The organism is Halalkalibacter sp. AB-rgal2 (assembly GCF_041821005.1).
Taxonomy (GTDB): domain Bacteria; phylum Bacillota; class Bacilli; order Bacillales; family Bacillaceae_D; genus Halalkalibacter.
Map to the genome: position 1 here is coordinate 1 of NZ_JBGUAV010000029.1, position 23330 is coordinate 23330.

Here is a 23330-nt window from a genome sequence, read left to right on the forward strand (position 1 = left end):
GGCATCCCGTAAAAAATAAGTTCACTGAAGTTTAAAACTAAAGGACACTACGAGAAACCCACTCGTATCAAGCTTTCCCAAACAGGCAATGGTTTCGCTCATTGTTTAAGTTAAAAAACCAGCTTTTGGTGCAGACCGTAGAAACGCCTTTGAGAAATGATTCTCAAAGGCGTTTCTACGTTATTTCGTCTGTTTTTTGTTGGTGACACTGGAGGATGTGTGTTTCTCCAGTTTCAGTTGGCTAATTTTTTTAGTTTGTGACGTAGAACCAGCTTTTGATGATTTTTACTCGTGGTGCATAGGTGTAAGAAAGCGCATGTCTGGCAAATAGATGAATCAGATAGGTACTCTCGATACCCTTCTCGGTGTCCGTCCTTTGTCAGAAGAGTAAAGATCTTTTGCTAAATCGTAGATAAAGTCAACCTTCATCGATTGATTTAACTTACGAACAAGTTGGTCTTCTGGTACTAGCTTTTCAATCCAGACCAACTCCATTTGTATCCGCTTTTTTTCCAACTTTTTTGGTGTCCTTTTATAATATATATTCCTATTTTATGCTCCTGTGAAATAAATAGGATTTATGGAATGACAAAATAAGCATGATTTTCGGGGAATGTCATAAATTGTTCAACGAATCAAAATATTCTAAAAAATATTAATGTTTAAGAAGGAGTTTATTTGGGGTATATAGAATATATAGTTAGAAAAGGAGGAGTTCAAGATGAAATACAATATTCGTGGTGAAAACTTAGAAGTAACTCCAGCTCTTCGCGATTATGTGGAGAAAAAGGTAGGGAAGCTTGAACGTTATTTTGATACGACGCCTGTAGCTGATGTAAATGTGAGAATGCAAGTTCTCAATAATCAACATATGATCGAAATTACAATCCCTATGCCGCAGCTATTATTACGTGGAGAAGAGAAGCATACGGATATGTATGCAGCCATAGATATCGTTGTGGAGAAGCTTGAACGTCAAATCCGCAAGCATAAGACGAAAGTAAATCGTAAGTTTCGTCAAGAGGGTAGTTTGAAATACATGTTTAGAAATGATCTTGAGCCCATTGAAGGTAACGGCGAGGCTCTTGTTGATGATGACGAATTGGAAATCGTCCGTAAGAAACGTTTTAATTTGAAGCCGATGGATGCTGAGGAAGCGATTTTACAAATGGACATGCTAGGACATAATTTCTTTGTCTTCTCAGATGCTGTCAATGGCTCAACGAGCGTTGTATATAAACGTAAAGATGGGAAATATGGTTTAATTGAGCCAGAAGCGTAGAACACATAGATGATCAACCTCCACCGTTCATGGTGGAGGTTTTCTTGTAAAATCAGAACTTATAAATTCATGGAAGGAAGAGTGGGAGTAACCGAGAAGCTAGCGGGATAAGAAAAGCACGCTAACGCGGTTTTTCTTATTAAGTAGTGTGTGTTCGTACGAGTTAAGTCAATGTTTGATAAAGTCGTGATTCCATTAAAACGGTGTCGATTGGACAGGCATCGGCATCACGACCATATTGCCATGCCCACACATTCGCCGAACAGTTTGGACGATTAGGTTGAAAGCGCCTCGGTGCACCGCGCTTGCTTGTCGGCCCTGGCTCTGGTTCAGCGCTCCATATGACCGATTGCTCTAATACAAGTTCGCTTCTTTCCGTTGCTTGACAATAGGCTTCATTAAAAGGACCTTCATCAGGATCAGCATACATACCAGGACGATAAGGGCTCGTATAAAAGGCTTCCACCCAAGAGATAATCCAGTCAGCGTCAACTTGAAAGAAATTTTCAATGTTCGCAAAAATAAATGTGCCGTCTCCTATACCTAATTGTCTAGCTCGAAAAATCGCATTTCGTGCTGCGACGGAACCTGCTCGTGTCCCAATGGCTTCTGAGAATTTGTTATAGATCGGCATGATCTTCATTCCGTTATTTTGAATAAGACGGATTTCCTCCGATGTGAGGCCGTCACTAATATTTTCAATTGTGTGTAAATAGCGACCCCAAAAGTCAGGTTGACCAAATTGTGTACGGACACAATCTAATAGTTCATTTGTTACTGCACTAGCGGAATCCACTCCCCAATTTAACAGCATGTTATCGATTCCTCCTTTTTGTCTATATTTATGCAAGAGTGAGTCGATTTCATACCAATTCAAATATCAACATGGCATTATCTTGTAAGAGAAAACGTTTATTGATAAAATGGTGAATAAGTATAGCTTCAAGTTTACGTAGGAGTAAACTGAAAGAGAGAGGACGAATTCAATGCTAGGACTATTGAAGAAAGTAATTGGTGACCCAAGCCAGCGTCAGCTTAAAAAAAATGAAAAGTTGGTTGAGGAAATAGAAGCTCTCGCATCAGAAATGAAGTTGAAATCTGATCATGAACTCCAGCAAAAAACAGAAGACTTTAAAAGTCGTTATGAGCGTGGTGAAAGCTTAGATAGTATGTTAGTTGAGGCCTACGCGGTGATTCGAGAGGCTTCCACTCGAGTATTGAAAATGACCCCTTACCCTGTTCAGCTATTAGGGGCGATCGCCTTACACCAAGGAAATATAGCTGAAATGAAAACAGGGGAAGGGAAAACACTAGTTGGAACACTGCCAGTTTATTTAAATGCAATTACGGGAAAAGGTGTACACGTTGTAACAGTCAATGAATATTTAGCTCGTCGTGACTGTGAAATGATGGGTGAGTTGTTTCAATTTTTAGGGTTAACAGTCGGTCTAAATCAGTCGGGATTGTCTAAGGAAGAGAAGCATCAGGCATATGCTGCAGATGTTACATATAGTACGAACAATGAGCTTGGCTTTGACTACTTACGTGACAATATGGTGCTTTACAAGGAGCAAATGGTACAGCGCCCGCTTCATTTTGCGTTAGTAGATGAGGTTGATTCGATCTTAGTCGATGAAGCGCGAACGCCACTTATTATTTCGGGATCGGTTGAGCGTTCGACGCAACTGTATCAACAAGCGAATCAATTCATACGTGTCATGAAAAAGGAAGAGGATTTCACGTATGATGAAAAGACAAAAAATGTCCAGCTAACAGAAGAAGGAGTTAATAAAGCGGAGCGTGCATTCGGAATTGAAAATTTATTCGATCAAAAGCATGTGCAGCTGAATCATCACTTGAATCAATCGTTGAAGGCACATGTTGTCATGCTACGTGATACGGATTACGTTGTGGAAGAAGGCGAAGTCGTCATCGTTGACCAATTTACGGGTCGTCTTATGAAGGGACGTCGTTATAGTGATGGGCTACACCAAGCGATTGAGGCGAAGGAAGGCTTGCAAATTCAAAAGGAAAGTATGACATTAGCCTCCATTACATTCCAAAACTATTTCCGTCGCTATCAGAAGCTTGCTGGGATGACAGGTACAGCGAAAACAGAGGAAGAAGAGTTTCGCAACATTTATGGAATGGATGTTATGGCTATTCCGACGAATAGGCCAATTGCACGGGACGATCGAGCAGATTTGATTTATAAGACGATGGAAGCGAAATTTAAAGCAGTTGTGAAAGAAATTGAAGAGCTCCATAAAAAGGGACAACCTGTTCTCGTCGGTACGGTCAGTGTTGATACATCAGAGCTTGTTGCGACAATGCTGAAAAAGCGTAGAATCCCACATCATGTTTTGAACGCGAAAAACCATGAGCATGAAGCAGAAATTATTGAAAGTGCTGGTCAAAAAGGAGCTGTGACGATCGCAACAAATATGGCAGGGCGTGGTACGGACATTAAACTTGGCGAAGGTGTGAAAGAGCTAGGTGGCCTGCACGTATTAGGAACTGAGCGTCATGAAAGTAGACGAATTGATAATCAGCTCCGTGGGCGTTCTGGACGTCAAGGAGATCCAGGTTCAACTCAATTTTACTTATCGATGGAAGATGAATTAATGCGTCGATTCGGTTCAGATAACATGCGTTCCATGATGGAACGACTTGGCATGGAGGAGGATCAACCGATTGAGAGTAAGCTTGTTTCACGTGCGGTCGAGACAGCTCAGAAGCGTGTGGAAGGGAACAACTTTGATGCACGTAAGCAGATTTTACAATACGATGATGTTATGCGTGAACAGCGTGAAATTATTTATAAGCAACGTTTGGAAGTATTGGAGTCGGAGAACTTACGTAACATTGTTGAAAATATGATCAAATCCGTTATTGAACGTACGGTTGGACTTCATACACCAGAGACAGAAGTTCCAGAGGATTGGGATTTAACAGCGATTGTCAATTATATAAAAGGAAACTTGCTCGTTGAAGAGGATCTAAATGAAGCTGAACTAAAAGGAAAAGATCCGGAAGAAATGATTGAATTAATCATCGAAAAGGTAACGTCCGACTATAATAAAAAAGAAGAATCATTTACTCCTGAGCATATGCGGGAATTTGAAAAAGTCATTATGCTTAGAACGGTTGACCGCAAATGGATGAATCATATTGATCAGATGGATCAATTACGTCAAGGTATTCATTTACGTGCATATGGTCAAAATGATCCGTTACGTGAATATCGCTTTGAAGGATATGAAATGTTTGAGGCGATGATTGCATCGATTGAAGAAGAAGTATCCATGTATATTATGAAAGCTCAAGTACAGCAGAACCTTGAACGTCAGAAAGTGGCAGAAGGGAAGGCTGTGCAGCAAAGTGAGAAACAGGAGCCGAAGAAAAAAACGCCAATCCGAAAAGGAACAACAGTCGGACGTAATGACCCTTGTACGTGTGGTAGTGGGAAGAAGTATAAGCATTGTTGTGGTTCATAAGTAGCAACTGATGTTGAAGAGGAAACTTTAATAGCCACTTAATTATTATAGGAAGGGTAGTCCGGTCCTTCATGATGAGGTACTGGACTACAATTGCAGGTGAATGTGTAATGGATTTAGTTGAAGTGAAGCAGGAATTAACGGTAATTGCGAAACGTCTTACTGAGTTTAGGGGGTCTCTTTGACCTCGAACAGAAGCAAGAGCGAATCGCTGAATTAGAGGATAAGATGGCTGATCCGAGCTTTTGGGATGACCAGGATGCGGCTCAAGTTGTTATTACTGAGAGTAATGGCTTAAAAGAACAGGTAGATACCTTTTTAGAGCTTGAAGGGCAGTTTGAGGATTTAGAGGTTTCCTATGAGCTTGTCAAAGAAGAGGCTGATGCTGATTTGCAAAGTGAGCTGGAGCAAGGAGTTGTAGCTTTGCTGCAAGCAGTGAGTGACTTTGAATTACAGCTATTATTAAGTGAACCCTATGATAAGAACAATGCGATCTTAGAGCTTCATCCAGGGGCTGGTGGGACAGAGTCTCAAGACTGGGCATCAATGCTTTTGCGTATGTACACCCGCTGGGCAGAGAAGAAGGGCTTTAAAGTCGAAACGTTAGATTACTTACCTGGTGATGAGGCTGGAGTTAAAAGCGTTACTTTGTTAATTAAAGGTCACAATGCATATGGTTATTTAAAAGCTGAAAAAGGCGTCCATCGCCTCGTACGAATTTCTCCATTTGATTCTTCAGGTCGACGTCATACGTCATTTGCTTCATGTGAGATTATGCCAGAGCTAGATGACAATATTGATATTGATATATCACCGGAAGAGTTGAAAATTGACACGTACCGGGCAAGTGGTGCAGGTGGTCAGCATATTAATACAACGGATTCAGCTGTACGTATTACACATGTGCCGACAAATACTGTTGTGACATGTCAAAGCGAACGTTCACAAATTAAAAACCGTGAGCAAGCAATGAAAATGATGAAGGCGAAGCTTTATCAGTTGAAAATTGAAGAGCAGGAACGGGAATTGGCTGAAATTCGTGGAGAACAGAAGGAAATTGGTTGGGGGAGTCAAATTCGCTCTTATGTGTTCCACCCATATAGTATGGTCAAGGATCACCGCACAAATCATGAAATCGGCAATACTAATGGTGTGATGGACGGAGAGATTGATGGCTTTATTGATGCCTATCTTCGTTTATCATTAGGTCAAAAAACGACATAAATGACAGAAGTCGCGAAAACCCGATGCATTCGGGTTTTTTTCGTTTGATTACGGAGCATAACGTCTTTGCTTTCAAGGGTCAGATCTTCATTTCGTTAATACGATTTAATTAATAGAAAACGAAGCAGAAAAAGACTAGATAGCGGAAAGAAGATCCTGCTTGGAGAGAAGCTGTTCATTCATAAAACGGTGAACCTTGGTTTCCTTTAACGTGGCACCGTACTCGCGTTTACAAAGCAAGGGAGCGGTGCTATACTACGCTAGGATTTTATAGTAAGAAGGAGAGAGTCGAATGAAGAAGGGAAGAAGAAGAGGGCCTCGTAGTAGGTTTCAGCAAGGCTTAATTGATTATTCATATATTTTAATTGGAGCAGCAGTAGTGGCCATTGCGTTTAATCTATTTTTGCTGCCTAATCGGATTGCGTCTGGAGGCGTAAGTGGGTTAAGTACGATTTTTGCTTATGCATTTGGTTTTGAGCCAGCTTTTACACAATGGGCGTTTAATATTCCTTTATTCCTATTAGGGATTTTGTTATTAGGTGGACTGAAATATGGCATTAAAACGTTTGTTGGAACTGCATTCTTACCATTAGTCGTTTTCTTTACGAGAGATTGGTCGGTTGGACTTGAGGATGCTTTGCTCGGTGCTCTATTTGGCGGGATTGGCGTAGGTATTGGATTAGGCTTAGTCTTTCGCGCAAGCGCTAGTACGGGAGGAACCGATTTAGTTGCACAAATTATTCATAAGTTTTCAGGGCTGTCGTTAGGCGTAGCTGTGTTTTTTATGGATGGAATTGTCGTGCTAATGTCAGCAGTTGTGTTTGATATTGAATTAGCTCTATATGCCTTAATTAGCTTATACGTTACAGGGAAAACAATTGATGTTGTGCAAATGGGTGTTGGCTATGCAAAGGTTGCTTACATTATTTCCGATCAACATGAGTTAGTAAGACAAAGCATCTTGTCAGATGTTGATCGCGGTGTTACGAGGCTTAATGGGTACGGCGGATATACTGCACAAGAGCGAGACGTTCTCATGTGTGTTGTTCATCAAAACGAAGTGACGAAATTAAAAAATGTCGTGCAACAGGTTGACCCGAAAGCATTTGTGATCGTTTCAAATGCGACAGAAGTATTAGGTGAAGGATTTAAACAATAAGTAGGAATGCGTGCGATATGAAATTTGACAGAAAATTGAATGAATCTATTCGAAAGATCGTGAAATAAATGTGACGATTAATAAAAAAATAGAAAATTAGGCTATACTACAAAGTGAAGAAAGGAGTGATAACATGAAAAAAATTCTAATGATGATCGGCTTTGTTGCTGTAGCGGCTATGACAGCCTGTGGAGCTGGTGGTGATGATGCGCCTGTAGAAGATGACACTCCTGTGGATGAGGCACCTGCTGATGAGGAAGCGGCAACAGGGGATTTTGATGCAACAGCGGCAGAGGACATTTACAATCGAAGCTGTATCGGCTGCCATGGGCAAAACCTTCAAGGAGGAGGATCGGGACCTGGACTTATTGATTCTGGCCTTTCCGTTGAAGAAATTGTTCATGTTCTAGAGCATGGACAAAAGACAATGCCTCCACAAGATTTAGAGCCGGATGAAGCAGAAAATTTAGCCAAATGGATACTAGCACAATAAAAGATGAAGAAAAAATAAGTGTTTTTGATGCTTTTTGTCAAAAATGCTTATTTTTTTGTCGATAATATAAGTAGTGGCGATTAATAAAAGAATCCTATGACCATAATCATTGGACTATACATCGTATTTCGCCATTGTACATGTAAGTAACTTGAAAATATTAGAAAGAAATCAATCTGAAATGAAAATGTAATATAATTTTAGACACTATTTTGAACGATTGATGGTATAATAATTTCAGCATCCGACATAAAAAGTGTCGGTCTATAATCTTTCAACACCTTTTTAATTGATTGGATAGGTGTTTTTCTATCGGGTTTAGAAGAAATTAGATTTACTAAGGCAAACCAGACTAACAACATGAGCAAGCAATTGGAGATGCAAGGAAGTGATGAAATGATCAAAATGACAGACGTCTGGAAGTCTTATCCAAACAATGTTAGAGCTATTAATGGAATTAACTTACATATTAAAAAGGGTGAGTTTGTATATGTAGTTGGTCCAAGTGGCGCTGGGAAATCAACTTTTATTAAAATGGTGTACCGTGAAGAATCACCGTCTAAAGGAGATATTCTAATAGATGGTGTTAACATAACAAAGCTTAAACATAAGCACATACCATATATAAGACGTAAAATCGGTGTCGTCTTTCAAGATTTTAAACTTCTACCATCATTAACTGTGTATGAAAATGTTGCGTTTGCACTCGAAGTCATCGAAGAAAGTCCATCCGTTATTAAGAGGCGCGTCATGGATGTGCTTGATGTCGTTCTATTAAAAAATAAGGCTAGGTCTCTACCAAGCGAACTCTCTGGTGGGGAACAGCAACGCGTTGCGATTGCGAGAGCGATTGTCAACAATCCAGAAGTATTAATAGCGGACGAGCCTACTGGGAATTTAGACCCTGATACAGCGTGGGGAATTATGGACATCTTAGATGAGATTAATCACCGGGGGACAACGATTATTATGGCGACACACAACAAAGATATTGTCAATACAATTAAGAAGCGAGTGATCGCGATTGAAAGTGGACGAGTTGTTCGTGATGAAGTAAGGGGGAGCTACGGTTATGAAAGCTAGAACCGTCGGACGTCACTTACGAGAAGGCTCGAAAAACCTTATCCGTAATGGTTGGATGACGTTTGCATCTATTAGTGCCGTTGCGATTATGCTCTTTATTGTTGGTGTATTTCTGTTACTCATTATGAATGTGAGCAACATTGTTCAAGGTGTAGAAGATGATGTGGAAATTATGGTGTTTATTGATCTTACTGCATCTGAAGAGCAGCAGGACGAGCTATTATCTGAAATTGAAACAATAGAGAATGTAAATAGTATTACGTATGTGGATCGTGAAGAAGGCTTAGAGCAATTTATTACAAGCCTTGATGAATATGGTGAAATCTTTGAATCAATGCGTGGTGAAGAAAACCCACTGAATGATGTATTCGTCGTTCGGGCTGTTGACCCTCAATTGACGGAACAAGTAGCGAGTCAAATTGAAGATCTTAGGCATGTGGAGCAAGTTGATTTTGGTAGAGAGACAGTTGAACGCTTATTTGCGATCACAAACATGGTTCGCACAGTCGGATTAGTCCTCGTGCTTGGAATGATGTTCACAGCGATGTTTTTAATTGCAAACACGATTAAATTAACGATCGTTGCCCGTAAGCGAGAAATACAAATTATGAAACTAGTAGGAGCAACAAATGGTTTTATTCGTTGGCCGTTTTTCATTGAAGGTGTCCTGCTTGGTGGAATCGGAGCCATTATCCCAATTGCGATTATTGGTGTAGGTTACTACTATTTAACAGAGCTCTTTGATGGACAAGCTGACCTGTTATTTTCATTGTTACCGGTTTTTCCTATTACTTGGCAAATCGGATTGTTACTCCTATTAATAGGAGCGTTTATTGGAATTTGGGGAAGTATGGTGTCCGTACGAAAATTCTTAAAAGTATAACTAGGAGGAGCAATTGGATGAGGAGGAAATTATTATTTATTGCGTTAGCGATCTTGATCGCAGCAAGTTCGCTAAGCATTGATTTCATTTCGGAACAAGCCTTGGCAAATAGTGAATTACGTGAGCAAATTTCAGAAGTAGAAAAAGAACGTCAAGAGACGGCAGAGGAAGCTGAAAAAACAGAAGAAGAATTACAGCAGCTAGAAGAAGAAATGCAAGAGCTAAACAGCGAAATCGAGCGTATTGATCATGAAGCAGCTGAAACAAATCAACAAATTCGTGAAAAACGAGCGGAGATTGAGGATGTTCAAGAGGAAATCGAACGCCTGCAAGAAGAGATTGAAATTCTCGAAGAGCGTATTGCGGAAAGAGACGAATTGCTTCGTGACCGAGCTCGGACGATGTATCAATCAGGTGGATCAGTTAATTATTTGGATGTGGTACTAGGTTCACAATCGTTTAGTGATTTCTTAAGTCGAGTCAATGCATTATCAATGATTGCTCAACAAGATCGCAATATTTTAGATGCGCATATTGCTGATCATGAACAGCTTGAAGAAGCTAAAACGGAAGTAGAAGAACAATTAATGATTTTAGAATCTCATTTAGAAGAATTAGAGAATCTAATGGCTAGATTAGAAGAGCAACGTGAAGAAAAGGATCAAGTGATGACACAGCTCCAACAAAAAGAAGACGAGCTACATACGGATCTTGGTGAGCTGGAAAATGCCGAAGAGATTTTAAAGGCGCAAGAAGCAGCATTGAAGAAAGAGCTTGAGGCTTATGAGGAACGTAAGCGTCAAGAAGAGGAAGAGCGCAAACGTCAGGAAGAAGCAGAAGCAGCAGCGAGCTCGAATACATCATCATCACAGCCATCACGTTCAAATCAAACGCACGCAGCACCAGAAGTTACTGATTCAGGGTTTATGCGTCCAGCAACTGGTCGAATTACATCAAGCTATGGTTATCGTAGCTTCAATGGTGGTAGCTTCCACCACGGTATCGATATTGGGAAAAATGGACGCACAGGCGATGTGCCCATTGTAGCTGTTGCCGATGGAACGGTCGTTGATTCTTACTATTCAAATAGTTATGGGAATGTTATCTTAATTGCCCATGTTGTTAATGGTGACCTTGTGACAACGTTATACGCTCATCTGGAGAATCGTGAAGTATCAAAAGGGCAAAGTGTCAATAAGGGACAGCAATTAGGGCTAATGGGGAATACAGGCCATTCATTTGGTGCTCACTTACACTTTGAGGTACACGAAGGTGGATGGAATGGAGCGAAATCGAACTCTGTTGATCCAATGAGATATATTCCGAACTAAAGGTTACATGGAGGCCACTGGAAGGGTAAGCATACCCTTTTCAGTGGCTTTTGTTTAAAAGGCAAGAAATTTAATAACGTCCTTAGAAGTTTAGTCATGGAGGAAGTAGGTGGCGGATTCGCGGGAGGAATTGGCTTCGCTCGTTACACGTTTATATGAAAGAGCCCTACATTCATATAAACTCAAAACGTTGTAATGGTATCGCGTTTTTTCTTAAATGTATATAAGCTTGTTGGATGGCTTCTCTCCATATGAACCTGCTTCTCATTTGATATGTATCGAGAAACCTTGCTTCTTTTTGACTTTGTTTCTTTGTTTGTCTACAATTAAGTAGAGATCAAAAGACCGTATAACTTGTCTAGTAAGAGCATACGTTACAATAAGATGACGGGCAGTACACAATGGTACCTGTGTAGTGTCTTTTCCTTTCAAAAGTATGAAATTTACATAACGCGAAAAAGTTCGAATACTTATTGAGCATGTAAGAGTTTGGCAACAAGCCTATATAAGAAGGCCCCGTAACCTATTAAGGAGTTGGTCATAAATGAAAAAAGGACAAATCATCATGATTTTGGCAGTGATTGTAGGATTAGGCGCTTATGCCGTTTTCCTTCAACCAGATCCAACGTCCGTAAGTACACCTGATATAGAAGAGCAAGTTGAAGCCATTGCTTCTGGAGATGAAGAGTTCCTGGAAAAATTCGAGGCAGTTCGTCTCATTATTGAAGAACATTATGTTGAAGACGTTGATCATAATGAGTTGTTACAAGGGGCCATTGATGGGATGTTAGAAGCGCTAGGTGACCCATACTCGGTTTATATGGATCAAGAAGAAGCGAGTCAATTTACTGAATCGCTCGGCTCTCATTTTGAAGGTATTGGTGCAGAAGTGATGATGTCTGACGGGAAGGTAACGATTGTGACGCCTATGCGCGAATCTCCAGCAGAGCGTGCGGGCTTACTACCTAATGATCAAATTATTGAAATAGACGGAGAAGCGACAGAAGGGTTATCGTTACAAGAGGCAGTTATGCAAATCCGTGGTGAAAAAGGTACAACCGTTCATTTAACGATTGAACGTGAAACGGCTAGTGAACTCGTCACAATCCCAGTTGTTCGTGATGAAATCCCAATTGAAACCGTTCGTCATGAGCTAATTGAGCGAGATGGACAGGAGATTGGGCTAATAGAAATTATATCGTTCTCTATTGATACGGCAGAACGCTTTGAAGCTGCGTTAGAAGAATTAGAATCAAAAGGAATGGACGGTTTAATCATTGATGTGCGTGGTAATCCAGGAGGTTATTTAGACCAAGTTGAAGAAATAGGAAAGCTAATTATTCCCAATCAGCAGCCAATCGTTCAGACAGAAAGTCGATCAGGAGAAAAGATGCGTTTCTTGTCTCCATTAAATGATCCTAAACCATACCCGATCGTCGGTATAACGGATCGCGCATCCGCATCCGCATCCGAAATCTTATCTGCTGCGTTAATTGAAGCAGGTGAATATGATGTAATCGGGGAAACAACATTTGGGAAAGGCACGGTTCAAAATACGATTCCATTAGGTGATGGTAGTCAATTAAAGCTGTCCGTGTTTAAGTGGTTAACTTCAGCAGGTAATGATATTAATGGCGTAGGTGTAGAGCCGACCATTGAAGTGATGCAGCCGGATTACTTCTATACAGCTCCAGTTTCAGTGGATGTAGACCCTTATGAAGAGGACATGCTAAGTGAGCAAATTAGAAGTGCTCAAATTATGTTAAATGGTTTAGGATATGACCCTGGACGTGAGGATGGATATTTCAGTACGGAGACAACTGAAGCGGTTCGAGCCTTCCAAGAAGAAAATGACCTAGATGTGACAGGTGTCATAGATGAAGATACAGCATCGACGTTGCATGAACGCGTCGTTGAGGAAGTGCGTGAACGAGAAAATGACCGTCAACTCAATCAAGCGATTGAAGTTGTTATTGAGCAAATCAACGAATGAGCGTCTAATTGAAAGAGCTTGAAAAAAAGCACCCAAAAATAGGGGGATCGATCCGTTCGTTACGTGTCTTGTGGTCAGAAAGCCATTCACCACAAGAATTTTAAAACATGTAGCGACTACACTTAGTGCTTTGAGGTAAGTAGCCCTTTTTGATTGAAAGTAAAGTAATTGAAAAAGAAAAAGGAATATGACTCATCGTTGTCGAATGTAGGAGGTAGTGGATGGGGAGTGCCCTGTTTACTACCTCATTCTTCATTGATCAGGATGACGATTCAACGATTCTCATCCTGCGCTGATTGTGACACGTGGTCATGAAGCAAGCCTACTTTCATGATTGGCTAATAAAGCCTGTTCAAAAAGCACGAAAAAGGTCATTCAAGTAGGGAAGACCTTCTTTTTTGAACAACCTCTAATAAGACGCTTATAAGAAATTGAAGGAGCATGTGCAATGGTAGTAGACATCTTACAAGCAATTGGAATCTTCATAGCTTATTTTTTTGCAAATCCTTTATTATATATTGGGATTGGAATGACGTTATTTCTTTCTTATTTACGAATTAAATCGGAAAGAAAGTCGTTTCACACACGAGTGTACGGGAAGAGGGCCGATTTCCTTATTCCGTTTCTGCCTGCTTTCGTCATGGGTGTGTATGTTTCGATTGTAACGATTTTAATAGGGCTGACAGTATCAATTCAATGGCTCTTACTCGTGAGTGCGCTCTACTTAATCTTAGCTTTTTCGTTACGAACTCGTTTTGTTACGCCAACGTACGTGCTTGGCTTATTACTACTAATCTATGTTTTTACTCCTTTTTTCCAGGCCTTTGATTGGTTTCGTCCAATTGCTGATGCGATACAGTCGACTGATATAACGTCTGTCGCTATTTTGTTAGCAGTATCACTTATGGCAGAGGGGATTTTAATTCGGACGAATGGACTTACTCATACATCACCGCGTTTAGAAAAGAGTAAACGAGGAAAGTGGATTGGTTATCATGATGCTAATCGCTTATGGATCTTACCTGTCATCGCATTTGTACCAGAAGGGATGATCCCAACTCTTCCTTTTTGGCCAATTCTCTCAATAGGAGAGCTTTCGTTACAACCGATTGTTTTTCCATTGTTAATTGGTTTTCAGCTCCGAGTTCGAGGCTTTTACCCACCATCGGCGATTCGAAAATATGGTCAGCTGGTGTTGCTACTCGGGTTAGGGGCACTGGTCCTTTCAATAGGTACTTATTTCTTTTCATGGATTGCTCTCATTTTAGCGATTGGCTTGATCATTGCGCGTGAGGTTATTATCTTTTTATTTAAAAAGCGTGATGAGGACCAACCTCCTTACTTTTCTTCCAGGCCAACTGGATGTATCATCGTTGGGATTTTACCGGGAAGTCCAGCTGAAAAGATGAAGCTTCATGTTGGAGAAACGATTCGAAAGGTTAATGGAAAGCTTATCCATAATGAGCATGACTTTTATGAGCGTCTGCAAGTGAACAGTGCTTTTTGTAAGCTTGAAGTCGTTGATTTGAATGGAGAGATACGGTTTGCACAAACAGCTCTTTATGACGGGGAGCATCATCAAATAGGTGTATTATTTGTAAATCAAGATCACCAGTGGCAGGATTCAATATAAAATGAATATTTTTGACGACTGTCGTAATGGCAGTCGTTTTTATCATTGAATTGGAATTAATAAAATAGTAAGAAGAATAAAAATGGATTAGCAAGAGTAGTTGGTATCGATCGTTACACGCATTTATGAAAAAGCCTCACTATTAGAATATCTCAATCCCGTTGTAACGGCTCAGCACAACGGAATTAAGAAAAGACTGCTCTGTACGGTGTTCAAAAAGAGCTTGTTTTCTTTTTTTTGAACAGGCCATATTAGGACATCATCATTCCTCTAATAGGCTGTATACATGAGAGAAGAGCTAGTAAGATGCTCGACGTTCCGCTATTTGCGGAAAAACGCATGAAATGTCGTAGATAATGATGAAATAGAGGAAAGAGAGGAACGTAAAGGGAGGAAATATGGCAGTAAGGAGAAAATAAAGGAACGCGGAGAACGTTTATGTATAGAGTAAGTGTCAAACAAAACTCTCGATCCAACGATTTAACTGAAGGATTTTAATAGTAAGCTCATCTATCGTTACAGGACAAAGGTGATTTTTGAATAACCTCGAGGCAATGAGCGAAATGTTGTCTATTGAGGAAAGCTTGATACGTATTGTTCTTAAAGAATACTAAATGCTTCTTTTTGGAAAGATAAGATAAAGAAAGATACGCATTTTTTCTTATCCTGAAAGGAGCAATGTATGTGAAACGTTTCATATGTACAATGGTGATAGTTGTTTTCGTTTTTACGAGTTTAGGTGGAGAGGCTCATGCTTATTCACATGTTTCTTTTTTTGCTCATCGTGGGGCCTCTGAACATGCTCCGGAAAATACGATTGAAGCGTTCGAACAAGCGGTAGAAATGGGTGCGGATTACATTGAGTTAGACATACAATTGAGTCAGGATGGTCATCTTGTCGTCATTCATGATGACACAGTTGATCGAACGACAAATGCAAGTGGGGACGTGAGCCATTATACGTTAGCCCAATTAAAAAAGCTCGATGCCGGTTCATGGTTTGATGTGAGATATGCAGGAGCAGAAATTCCAACATTAGTGGATGTCTTTCAAGCTTTCGGTGACCATGTTCATTACTGTATAGAGATTAAAGCAAATCATCGTTCAGAGTATATGGTGACAAAACTGAATGAATTAATTGAATATTATCATTTAATGGATGTCGTGATCGTTCAATCGTTCGATGAGGAACTCCTCCATTTATTAAGAAAAAAGAACGTGACGTTTCCACTTATTCAAATTATCAGTCGTCCGAAAAGTGGCTATCGTGGTAAAAAGCAGCTTTCACATATTGAAAAGTATGCCGATGGGGTATGTCTGAACGCTCGTTATACCTCTCCATTTTTTGTGAAGCATGCTAGAACGAAAGGTTTGCTAGTCTACATGTACACCGTCAATAAACGAAAGGATATAAAAAAGTGGCTAAATCGTGGAGTGACGGGAATTATTACTGATGACTTAAGGTTGATGGAATATTTTAAATGATATCAAAATGTAGCAAGTTGATCTTTCTGTGGTTAAGGAATCCTTTTTCTAGAGATTTGTTTAAGAAAGCTCTATAATATAGGTGATAGATGTATTGCAGAGAAAAAGGGGTATAACAGTTGGATATATTGTTCATATTAGTTGTTCCGTTTTTGGTGATGGTTATTGTAACCCGTGTAACCTTTAGCCTAGTCGGAGCAACGATTGTAACACTCATGATTGCGTTTGTATTAGGCGTGCATGAGCAACCGTTTTGGGTAATAGGGATAGCGATCGGCTCATTTGTCGTCGGTTTGCTAGTAGCGAAGAAAGTATTGGAGCGTAAGCCAGGTATGTAAGGAGTATCCGTGTGAGGACAGGATGCTCTTTTTATCTTTTGTATGAGGAAAGAGATTTTCGTCTATGCCCACTTATTATATTTAGGGTATTCGGATTATCGGGTTGAAAATATCAAATTGTATCATGTTAGTTAATGACCATGAATCGGATAGTAGTGTGGAATATTTGAAAAATACATCTCCATATATAATCCGTGATATGGAATCAATATTTTAAAAGGTCTGAGGTTATAAAATTAAAGGAAGACTAATAAGAGAGTGTAGGTAAAAGAATGGAGAGAGGATCTGCTTCAGTTGATACACGTTCTACTTACCAAAAAGCTCAAGTCCTTGTAATAGATCAGCACGATGCTTGTAGATGCTAGGACAAAAGTGTTTTAATGAATAAGAATCAGAACAAATACGTGACGTTGTAAATAAAATCACCCTGAAGTATATGTATATTTCATTCAATAGGATTATGCGCAAATTTCATCCTCTACGTTCGTGCACGATTCTAATTCTTTACTAAGTACTTTCGCTATGTCTAAGTCTCAATTTATTTTTTGCATATCAGGAACATTTGTTCTATAATAGTGCTGTATGGTAACTTTTTGAAATATGCTATTTAAGATGGATGGAACGAGCTATAATGACGGCTACATAAAAGGTTCGGAAGGAGGAAGTTTGATGAATGGGTCATTTGAATTAGTGTCGCCTTACAAGCCTGAGGGGGACCAGCCCAAGGCGATTGAAAAGATTGTTGAAGGAATCCGACAGAATGCTAAGCATCAAACACTTTTAGGAGCGACGGGGACTGGGAAAACATTCACGATGTCGAATGTTATTCAAGCTATCAATAAACCAACGTTAATTATGGCTCATAATAAAACGTTGGCAGGTCAGCTATATAGTGAGTTTAAGGAATTTTTCCCGAATAATGCTGTTGAGTATTTTGTGAGTTATTATGATTATTATCAGCCAGAGGCTTATGTGCCTAGCTCAGATACGTTTATTGAAAAGGATTCGAGCATTAACGATGAAATTGATAAGCTGAGACACTCGGCGACAAGCGCTTTATTTGAACGAAACGATGTCATTATTATTGCGAGTGTGTCTTGTATATACGGTTTAGGTTCGCCTGAGGAATATCGTGACCTCGTAGTTTCACTTCGAATTGGGATGGAAATTGAAAGGAATGATTTACTCCGTCAACTCGTCGACATCCAATATGATCGGAATGATCTTAACTTTGTTCGCGGAACGTTTCGTGTTCGTGGTGATGTCGTTGAAATTTTCCCAGCATCTCGTGATGAACAGTGTATCCGTATTGAGTTTTTTGGTGATGAAATTGATCGGATTACCGAGGTAGATAGTTTAACCGGTGAAATAAAAGGGGAACGGAATCATGTTGCCATTTTCCCAGCATCTCACTTCGTTACACGTGAAGAAAAGATGAAAATAGCGATCGCAAATATTGAGAAAGAGCTGGAGGAGAGGCTTGCTGACCTGAGAGAAGAGGGCAAGCTACTAGAAGCGCAGCGGTTGGAGCAGCGTACTCGATATGATATTGAAATGATGAGTGAAATGGGGTTTTGCTCGGGGATTGAAAACTATTCTCGTCATTTAACATTACGTGAATCTGGAGCGACACCGTATACATTAATTGACTTCTTTCCTGAGGATTTCCTATTAATTATGGATGAGTCCCATGTTTCGCTTCCACAAGTGCGTGGTATGTACAATGGAGATAGAGCGCGTAAAGAGGTGCTTGTGAATCATGGTTTTCGACTTCCCTCAGCTCTTGATAACCGTCCATTACGGTTTGAAGAATTTGAAAAAAAGGTGAATCAAGCTGTGTATGTATCAGCAACACCAGGATCTTATGAGCTAGAGCATTCACCTGAAATGGTTGAGCAAATTATTCGCCCAACTGGTTTATTAGATCCAACGATTGATGTTCGTCCGATTGAAGGCCAAATTGATGATCTAATTGGTGAAATTCATGAGCGTGTCGAGAAAAATGAGCGCGTACTCGTGACGACGTTAACGAAGAAGATGTCGGAGGATTTAACTGATTATTTGAAAGAGATCGGTATTCGAGTGCGATACTTGCATTCTGAAATAAAGACGCTTGAGCGGATTGAGATTATTCGTCAGCTACGTATGGGGACGTTTGATGTATTGGTTGGAATCAATTTATTACGGGAAGGTCTCGATATTCCTGAAGTTTCATTAGTTGCGATTTTAGATGCGGATAAAGAAGGCTTCTTACGTTCTGATCGCTCGCTAATTCAGACGATTGGCCGTGCAGCGCGAAATTCAAATGGGCATGTCATTATGTACGCTGATAAAATCACAAAGTCGATGAAGATCGCCCTCGATGAGACAAAGCGCCGTCGTACTTTGCAGGAAGAACATAACGAGAGAAACGGTATTACGCCTAAAACAATTCAAAAGAAAATACCAGAAGTGATCCAAGCGACTCTTGTTGCAGAATCGACAGAAGATGGTTACAGTAGACCGAAAGCGAAGCTAAGTAAGAAAGAAAAGGATGCCATGCTTGAGCGGATGGAGCAAGAAATGAAGGATGCTGCACGTGAGTTGAATTTCGAGAGAGCGGCAGAGTTACGTGATCTTATTTTAGAATTAAAAGCAGAGGGGTGATGTGTGGTGGCTTTAGAAGAAATCGTTGTAAAGGGAGCACGATCACACAATTTAAAAAATATTGATGTAACCATTCCACGTGATAAGCTCGTTGTATTAACGGGCTTATCTGGATCTGGTAAATCATCATTAGCATTTGATACGATTTATGCTGAAGGTCAAAGACGGTATGTTGAATCATTATCCGCCTATGCACGTCAATTTCTAGGGCAAATGGATAAGCCAGATGTCGATGCAATTGAAGGGCTGTCTCCGGCGATTTCGATCGATCAGAAAACGACAAGCCGTAACCCACGTTCAACCGTCGGGACAGTAACGGAGATTTTTGATTATTTACGTCTTCTCTATGCTCGGATTGGAAAGCCTGTCTGTCCGAAGCATGGAATCGAAATAACATCACAAACGATTCAACAAATGGTCGACCGTTTGAAGGATTTCCCGGAGCGAACGAAAATGCAAATTCTCGCACCGATCGTCTCAGGACGTAAAGGAACGCATGCGAAAGCACTTGAAGATATTAAGAAGCAAGGCTACGTTCGGATGCGCATTAATGGAGAAATGTATGAAGTTGCAGATGAAGTGACACTAGAGAAAAATAAAAAGCATAACATCGAAGTTGTCATTGACCGTGTTGTCATGAAGGAAGGAATTGAAACCCGCCTCGCCGATTCACTAGAGACGGCACTTGCATTAGCAGATGGTCGAGTATTAGTCGATGTTATCGGTGACGAAGAGCTGTTATTTAGTCAGCACCATGCTTGTCCAGAGTGTGGCTTTTCGATACAAGAATTAGAGCCACGAATGTTCTCTTTTAACAGTCCATTTGGAGCGTGTCCGACGTGTGATGGTTTAGGGTTAAAGCTCGAAGTTGATGTTGATCTCGTTATCCCAGACCGTTCAAAGACAATACGTGAAGGTGCGATCATTGCTTGGGAGCCTACGAGCTCGCAATATTACCCAAAGTTGCTCGAAGCGGTTTGCTCTCATTATCAAATTGACATGGATACGGCTATTGATCAATTGCCTGCCAATTTGCTAGATAAAGTGTTGTTTGGTAGCGGGTCTGAGAGAATTTATTTCCGTTACGAAAATGAATTTGGTCAAGTACGTGAGAATGATATTTTATTTGAAGGTGTCATTCATAATATTAGTCGTCGTTATCATGAAACAAGCTCGGATTACATTCGGGAGCAAATGGAAGCATACATGACGCAGAAGAAATGTCCAACTTGTAAAGGGTATCGACTCAAAAAGGAAGCGCGCGCTGTCTTTATAGGTGGTTCTCATCTCGGACAAGTAGCTGCTTTATCGGTGAAGGATGCGTTGATTTTCTTTGAGAGCTTACAGTTAAGTGAAAAGGATTACGCGATTGCTCGACTTATTTTAAAGGAAATTAACGATCGTTTAGGCTTCCTTGTAAATGTAGGGCTTGATTATTTGTCATTAGATCGAGCTGCGGGAACACTATCAGGTGGTGAGGCCCAACGAATTCGTTTAGCTACGCAAATTGGCTCATCGTTAATGGGTGTTCTATATATATTAGATGAACCATCGATTGGCTTACATCAACGAGATAATGATCGTCTCATTCAAACACTTGAACATATGAGGAATTTAGGGAATACGTTAATCGTTGTCGAGCATGATGAAGATACGATGTTGGCAGCTGATTATATTATTGACATTGGACCTGGAGCTGGAATCCATGGTGGAGAAATAACGGCACAAGGAACACCGCAGGAAATTATGGTAAATGAACAATCTTTAACAGGTCAATATTTGGCTGGGAAAAGGTTTATTCCGGTTCCGCATGAGCGTAGACGAAGCGCGGGGCGCTCCTTCACTGTTAAAAAGGCGAGTGAAAACAATTTAAAAAATGTGACGGTTACTTTCCCTTTAGGTGTATTTACAGCGGTAACGGGGGTTTCGGGATCAGGAAAGAGTACCCTCATTAATGGAATTGTTCATAAGGCTTTGGCTCAAAAGCTCCATCGTGCAAAAGAGAAGCCTGGTGCTCACAAGGAAATCACGGGCCTGGACGAAATTGATAAAGTGATCGATATTGACCAATCGCCAATTGGCCGAACACCACGCTCGAATCCAGCAACATATACAGGAGTCTTTGATGATATTCGTGATGTTTTTGCGATGACGAATGAAGCGAAGGTGAGAGGGTATAAGAAGGGGCGCTTTAGCTTTAACGTAAAAGGTGGACGCTGTGAAGCATGTCGTGGTGACGGTATCATTAAAATTGAAATGCATTTCTTACCTGATGTATATGTGCCATGTGAGGTGTGTGAAGGAAAACGTTATAATCGTGAAACGTTAGAAATAACCTATAAAGGAAAGACGATTGCTGATGTGCTTAGTATGACGGTTGAAGAGAGCTTAATCTTCTTTGAAAATATTCCGAAAATCAACCGGAAGATTCAAACGTTGCTTGATGTCGGATTAGGTTATATAAAGCTCGGACAGGCAGCAACGACATTATCTGGTGGAGAAGCGCAGCGAGTGAAGCTTGCCTCCCAGCTTCATAAACGAGCAACAGGGAAAACGTTGTACATTTTAGATGAGCCGACAACCGGGTTACATGTTGATGATATTGACCGCTTATTAAATGTATTGCAAAGACTTGTTAATAACGGTGATTCCGTTATTGTCATTGAACATAATCTAGATGTCATTAAAACCGTTGATCATATTATTGATCTAGGCCCAGAAGGTGGCGATAAAGGAGGACAAATTGTTGCGGAAGGCACACCAGAGAAAGTAGCAGAAATAAAAGGCTCCTATACCGGACAATATTTGAAACCTATTCTTGAACGAGATCGTAGAAGAATGGAAGAGCGAGTGGTTGAAAGTGTGTGAGTAGATTTTAAGTAAGAATAACATTCGTGGAAGAAATCTAGGGTAAAATGTAAATAGACCCTAAGAAAAGCCGCAATCGCGGTTTTCTTAAAAAGTAAGAATGTATAAAATTCGAGGAAGAAAAGTGAGAAAAACCGAAGAAGCTAACGGGATCATTCAATGAAGGGCGTTGGCTTCGCACGTTACACGTTTTTCTGAAAGAACCCCACTTTCAAAAAAACGTAAAACCATTGTAACGGCTCAGCACCACGTAATTAAAGCCGCAATCGCGGTTTTCTTATCAAATTTCTTTTAGGAGGGACTAAGTAATGGAAGAGCGTAAGATGATATTGAAGATGATTGAGGATGGGAAGATTACTGCCGAAGAAGGAGTAAAGCTATTAGAAGCAATTGAAGACAAAGAGCCTATCGAGCCAAATCAGGAAGCTAAGTCTGAAGTGACTACTAAGGTGAACTGGGATGAAGGGGATTCCTACAGGGAGCGTGCCCGTCATTCTCGAACATCAACGACGAACTTATTTACTTCTTTCATTGATAGTGCCATTCAAAAAATTAAAGATGTCGATCTCGATTTTAATTTTGGCGCATCGTTTGATGTCGATCATATTTTCCAGCATCGCGAACATTCCCCGACCTCCATTGATGTCTCCTTAGAAAATGGTTCGATTACGTTTCAACCGTGGGATGAAAAGGACGTCCGAGTTGAATGTACAGCGAAGGTTTATCGGGCGAAGGATTTAGAAGAAGCACGTCGAATTTTCCTAGATGAATGCTCCTTTCGTATATCCGAACAACGTATGCTTTTTCATACGAAAACAAAATCAATAAAAGTGCAAACCGTTATCTATGTACCTCGAAGGGAATTTGAACATGTGAAGCTGTATACGTTTAATGGTCAAATTATTGGGGAAAGGATAGAAATCGATACGTTTGATATTAATGCGATGAACGGTTCATTGAAATTAACTGATGTACAGTCGAAAAAGCTAATTGCTGAGACAGTGAATGGCGCCATTGATTTGACACAATCAAAAGCAGAGCTCGTTGATGTGAAAACATTAAATGGTGCCATTACAATCGATGGTCAAGTACAAGATTTAGATGCTGAGTCTGTCAATGGGTCGATCACGTATCATGTTGGCCGACTAGATGAATCAGGATATGCCGATTTAAAAGCAGCAACAGGTAGTATACACTTAGTCGTTCCAAAGAGCTTACGAGTTGAAGGGAAATTAAAGACAAATGTCGGAGGGTTTTCAGTCGGAATGTATGATCATGAAAAGCTTGAAGAGAAGAAGGAGTTTGCCCAAAAGCAATTAACGTTTATCGGTAACCAGCAATCATCTCCGCGAGTGAAAGTGAATGCATTAACGAATACCGGCTCAATTGTCGTAAAAGATCAAGTAAACTGAGGT

Annotated in this window: 17 protein-coding genes; 15 read left to right on the top strand and 2 right to left on the bottom strand. The window is 40.3% G+C overall.

The features are described from left to right. Nucleotides 1-336: 336 nt before the first annotated feature. Nucleotides 337-516 carry a hypothetical protein gene (locus tag ACERJO_RS17685; RefSeq protein WP_373648397.1) on the bottom strand — a complete coding sequence of 60 codons (180 nt, stop codon included), beginning with the start codon at nt 514-516 and terminating at the stop codon, nt 337-339. A 205-nt stretch (nt 517-721) separates the two neighbouring features. On the opposite strand from ACERJO_RS17685, the gene hpf reads away from it, so the two are divergent. Then, complete coding sequence (gene hpf / locus ACERJO_RS17690) at nt 722-1282, top strand: ribosome hibernation-promoting factor, HPF/YfiA family (RefSeq protein ID WP_247106548.1); 561 nt, start codon at nt 722-724, stop codon at nt 1280-1282. A gap of 163 nt (nt 1283-1445) precedes the next feature. On the opposite strand, the gene ACERJO_RS17695 is transcribed toward hpf, so the two are convergent. After that, a complete protein-coding gene (locus ACERJO_RS17695) occupies nt 1446-2096 on the bottom strand; it encodes a glycoside hydrolase domain-containing protein (RefSeq protein WP_373648357.1) in 651 nt (216 codons plus the stop codon). Between the two features lie 172 nt (nt 2097-2268). On the opposite strand from ACERJO_RS17695, the gene secA reads away from it, so the two are divergent. The 14 genes from secA to ACERJO_RS17765 all read left to right on the top strand — a co-directional run bounded on the left by secA (nt 2269) and on the right by ACERJO_RS17765 (nt 23327). Then, the gene (gene secA / locus ACERJO_RS17700; RefSeq protein WP_373648358.1) at nt 2269-4779 is read left to right on the top strand and encodes a preprotein translocase subunit SecA; all 2511 of its coding nucleotides are present in this window, start codon (nt 2269-2271) and stop codon (nt 4777-4779) included. Nucleotides 4780-4889: 110 nt separating this feature from the next. Continuing rightward, nucleotides 4890-6003, top strand: a protein-coding gene (gene prfB / locus ACERJO_RS17705) for a peptide chain release factor 2 (RefSeq protein ID WP_247106654.1) whose coding sequence is annotated in 2 segments (ribosomal slippage) — nt 4890-4961 and nt 4963-6003 — 1113 coding nt in all. Because the reading frame shifts where the segments join, the coding sequence is not laid out codon by codon here. Between the two features lie 292 nt (nt 6004-6295). Beyond that, the gene (locus tag ACERJO_RS17710; protein ID WP_247106554.1) at nt 6296-7162 is read left to right on the top strand and encodes a YitT family protein; all 867 of its coding nucleotides are present in this window, start codon (nt 6296-6298) and stop codon (nt 7160-7162) included. Nucleotides 7163-7295: 133 nt separating this feature from the next. Beyond that, complete coding sequence (locus ACERJO_RS17715; RefSeq protein ID WP_247106556.1) at nt 7296-7655, top strand: c-type cytochrome; 360 nt, start codon at nt 7296-7298, stop codon at nt 7653-7655. Between the two features lie 396 nt (nt 7656-8051). Then, nucleotides 8052-8738, top strand: coding sequence for a cell division ATP-binding protein FtsE (ftsE, locus tag ACERJO_RS17720; RefSeq protein WP_247106655.1), 687 nt, complete (start codon nt 8052-8054; stop codon nt 8736-8738). Next, entirely contained in the window at nt 8728-9621 is an 894-nt protein-coding gene (gene ftsX / locus ACERJO_RS17725; RefSeq protein WP_247106558.1) for a permease-like cell division protein FtsX, read from the top strand. Before ftsE ends, ftsX begins: the two co-directional genes overlap by 11 nt. Before the next feature lie 17 nt (nt 9622-9638). Next, a complete protein-coding gene (locus ACERJO_RS17730; protein WP_373648360.1) occupies nt 9639-10952 on the top strand; it encodes a murein hydrolase activator EnvC family protein in 1314 nt (437 codons plus the stop codon). A gap of 544 nt (nt 10953-11496) precedes the next feature. Then, nucleotides 11497-12945: a S41 family peptidase gene (locus ACERJO_RS17735; protein ID WP_373648361.1), complete on the top strand. Its 1449-nt coding sequence runs from the start codon at nt 11497-11499 to the stop codon at nt 12943-12945. 448 nt (nt 12946-13393) lie between these two features. After that, nucleotides 13394-14578: a PDZ domain-containing protein gene (locus tag ACERJO_RS17740; protein WP_373648362.1), complete on the top strand. Its 1185-nt coding sequence runs from the start codon at nt 13394-13396 to the stop codon at nt 14576-14578. A gap of 684 nt (nt 14579-15262) precedes the next feature. After that, complete coding sequence (locus tag ACERJO_RS17745; protein ID WP_373648364.1) at nt 15263-16063, top strand: glycerophosphodiester phosphodiesterase; 801 nt, start codon at nt 15263-15265, stop codon at nt 16061-16063. 119 nt (nt 16064-16182) lie between these two features. Beyond that, complete coding sequence (locus tag ACERJO_RS17750; protein ID WP_373648365.1) at nt 16183-16401, top strand: DUF2198 family protein; 219 nt, start codon at nt 16183-16185, stop codon at nt 16399-16401. A 669-nt stretch (nt 16402-17070) separates the two neighbouring features. Next, nucleotides 17071-19047, top strand: coding sequence for an excinuclease ABC subunit UvrB (gene uvrB, locus ACERJO_RS17755; protein WP_247106567.1), 1977 nt, complete (start codon nt 17071-17073; stop codon nt 19045-19047). A gap of 6 nt (nt 19048-19053) precedes the next feature. Beyond that, a complete protein-coding gene (gene uvrA / locus ACERJO_RS17760) occupies nt 19054-21915 on the top strand; it encodes an excinuclease ABC subunit UvrA (RefSeq protein WP_373648367.1) in 2862 nt (953 codons plus the stop codon). Nucleotides 21916-22223: 308 nt separating this feature from the next. Next, entirely contained in the window at nt 22224-23327 is a 1104-nt protein-coding gene (locus ACERJO_RS17765) for a DUF4097 family beta strand repeat-containing protein (RefSeq protein ID WP_247106570.1), read from the top strand. The last annotated feature ends 3 nt before the right edge of the window (nt 23328-23330 follow it).

What these genes read in the sequence shown, in the direction of transcription:
- hpf (WP_247106548.1), top strand. Translation starts at nt 722, where the DNA reads ATGAAATACAATATTCGTGGTGAAAACTTAGAAGTAACTCCAGCTCTT.
- ACERJO_RS17695 (WP_373648357.1), bottom strand. Translation starts at nt 2,096, where the DNA reads ATGCTGTTAAATTGGGGAGTGGATTCCGCTAGTGCAGTAACAAATGAA.
- secA (WP_373648358.1), top strand. Translation starts at nt 2,269, where the DNA reads ATGCTAGGACTATTGAAGAAAGTAATTGGTGACCCAAGCCAGCGTCAG.
- ACERJO_RS17710 (WP_247106554.1), top strand. Translation starts at nt 6,296, where the DNA reads ATGAAGAAGGGAAGAAGAAGAGGGCCTCGTAGTAGGTTTCAGCAAGGC.
- ACERJO_RS17715 (WP_247106556.1), top strand. Translation starts at nt 7,296, where the DNA reads ATGAAAAAAATTCTAATGATGATCGGCTTTGTTGCTGTAGCGGCTATG.
- ftsE (WP_247106655.1), top strand. Translation starts at nt 8,052, where the DNA reads ATGATCAAAATGACAGACGTCTGGAAGTCTTATCCAAACAATGTTAGA.
- ftsX (WP_247106558.1), top strand. Translation starts at nt 8,728, where the DNA reads ATGAAAGCTAGAACCGTCGGACGTCACTTACGAGAAGGCTCGAAAAAC.
- ACERJO_RS17730 (WP_373648360.1), top strand. Translation starts at nt 9,639, where the DNA reads ATGAGGAGGAAATTATTATTTATTGCGTTAGCGATCTTGATCGCAGCA.
- ACERJO_RS17735 (WP_373648361.1), top strand. Translation starts at nt 11,497, where the DNA reads ATGAAAAAAGGACAAATCATCATGATTTTGGCAGTGATTGTAGGATTA.
- ACERJO_RS17740 (WP_373648362.1), top strand. Translation starts at nt 13,394, where the DNA reads ATGGTAGTAGACATCTTACAAGCAATTGGAATCTTCATAGCTTATTTT.
- uvrB (WP_247106567.1), top strand. Translation starts at nt 17,071, where the DNA reads ATGAATGGGTCATTTGAATTAGTGTCGCCTTACAAGCCTGAGGGGGAC.
- ACERJO_RS17765 (WP_247106570.1), top strand. Translation starts at nt 22,224, where the DNA reads ATGGAAGAGCGTAAGATGATATTGAAGATGATTGAGGATGGGAAGATT.